General features: G+C 31.2%; 2 protein-coding genes and 1 pseudogene. 2 read left to right on the top strand and 1 reads right to left on the bottom strand.

Features of this window, described 5'->3' with window-relative positions; translation table 11 throughout:
• A pseudogene (locus tag A5882_RS20020) lies at positions 1 to 251 on the top strand (NAD-dependent epimerase); the annotation flags it as partial.
• Between the two features lie 35 nt (positions 252 to 286).
• Complete coding sequence (locus A5882_RS16125) at positions 287 to 1,042, top strand: glycosyltransferase (protein ID WP_086373124.1); 756 nt, start codon at positions 287 to 289, stop codon at positions 1,040 to 1,042.
• A gap of 94 nt (positions 1,043 to 1,136) precedes the next feature.
• Here the strand turns inward: A5882_RS16125 and A5882_RS16120 are convergent, their stop codons facing one another.
• A complete protein-coding gene (locus A5882_RS16120) occupies positions 1,137 to 1,757 on the bottom strand; it encodes a helix-turn-helix domain-containing protein (RefSeq protein ID WP_086373123.1) in 621 nt (206 codons plus the stop codon).
• Positions 1,758 to 2,032 lie beyond the last annotated feature (275 nt).

The raw sequence follows: 2,032 nt of genomic DNA, 5'->3' as shown, positions 1-2,032 counted from the left end.
TATGTGAGTTTATCAAGAATAGAGTGGACAATTCTGATGAAGGAATATTTTTCCCACAAGATGACCAATATGTTAGAACAAGTTATATGGTAAGGGATTTAGCGCTAGAACATGGAAAGAAAATTTATTTGTTTTCGTGGTTAAATTGGCTAATCTATTTAATGGGGTATTTTCCAGGGAAAGTAGGCAAAATAGTCAATAAAGCTTTTGGCAATTTAGTATATGATAAAGATACTAAAAGCAGTTTCTAAATAAAATAATTATTTATTGATTAAAAGGAGTAGTAATGTATACTAATTATTCAGTTTTAATGTCTGTTTATTCGAAGGAATCACCTCTTTTTTTAAAGCAAAGTATAGAGAGTATTCTTAACCAAACGATAAAAACTAACGATTTTGTTATTGTGTTAGATGGTTTACTAACACGAGAGTTGAATGAAATTCTTTGTTACTATAAAGACAATTATGACTGTATAAATCTTGTTCAACTTGAGGAAAATATTGGATTAGGTTTGGCGTTAAATAAAGGTTTGAAACTATGTAAAAATGAATTGGTGGCAAGAATGGACAGTGATGATATATCTTTGCCAAATAGATGTGAAAAACAATTGGATAGGTTTAACGCAGAAAAGAATTTAAGTGTGTTGGGAACTCAAATTGCTGAATTTTATGAAGTACCTACAAAAACTGAAAGTATGCGTATTGTCCCTACAGCTTACAGTGAGATACTTAAATTTTCAAAGCGTAGAAGTCCATTTAATCATCCCACTGTTATGTATAAAAAAACGGAAATATTACATCTAGGCGCATACAGTGATATAAAAAGAAAAGAAGATTTAGACTTATTTCTCCGAGTTCTTTCTGAGGGAATGTATGCGGAAAATTTAAGAGAAGTAGGACTTTACTTCAGATCAAATCGAGATAATTATCTTAGACGAAAAGATAAAGTGAATTGTATAAATTATATCAAAACAATTTATAGATATACAAAAAAGGGATACTGTAGTTATACCTGTCTCTTATACACATCTAGATGTGTATAAGAGACAGGATTTATTAGTCTTAAAATCAGCTTAATAATCTTAAATAAAAGAAGACCCATAAGGTGAAAAAATGTTATTGTAAATAATAGATATTTCATTTTTGATAAATAAACTTCCGCCAATCAAACAAATAAATCACCCCAATTGCTTTAAACGTCAAATAGATAAAATGACCATAATTGTGGCCAATCAGATGTAATTCATCAGCGGAAGCTCCTTTATTCGACCAAAGAGTAAAACCTAATATAATGGCTAAGATCAACAGACCTTTTCCTAATGCAAAAACAACTGTTTTTGCATGGAGGGGTCTTTTTTTTGTGAGGAAAAAACCGAATAAAAGGACAAAGTTAACTAGTAATAAAAAATGTGCAGCAGTTGTCCATAAGGTCATTGTTCCTGTAGGTGTTAAGAAGTCGGTGAAAACGCAAGCGATGACTGCAGTCAAATTGAGCAAGTATAGAGGAAGGCGGAAGTCTTTTTTCTTCTCCTCGCTCTTTCTTTCTGGTTCTTCTGCTAATTGTTCTGGTTTTAGCAGTGACTCTAAATTGATTTGATAAAGATCACTTAATTTGATCAATGTGTCGATGTCTGGGGTACTTCGATTGTTTTCCCAATTTGAGATCGTTTGTCTAGTAACAAATAATTTCTCGGAAACTTCTTGTTGGGTGAGTCCTAATTTCAAGCGACTCTCTTTTATTTTTTCAGCTATAGTCATTTCAATGCTCCTTCTGACCTATCCTATCATAAAGCGGTTCAAAGAAACAATTGTAAAGCTCGATTTAACGAAGAAATGCACAAGTGTATTTCTTCGTTTTCAAAAAATGAAAATAAAATGAGTTTAGCTTAGAATTTCGCATTGGATATTCACGGCAACTCGATTATTTTTAGTGTTTTTTTCTTTTAAATAATACCTAATTCTATTGTTCTGAGCTGGAAACTTGAAAAAATATCTCTTTTGAAAATTAGGAGGTATTTTTATATGAGTCATTC

Origin of the sequence: Enterococcus sp. 4E1_DIV0656 (assembly GCF_002140695.1) — a bacterium.
GTDB lineage: Bacteria > Bacillota > Bacilli > Lactobacillales > Enterococcaceae > Enterococcus_D > Enterococcus_D entomosocium.
Note: the sequence above shows the minus strand (reverse complement) of the source record. Positions and strands in the feature narration are given on the sequence as shown.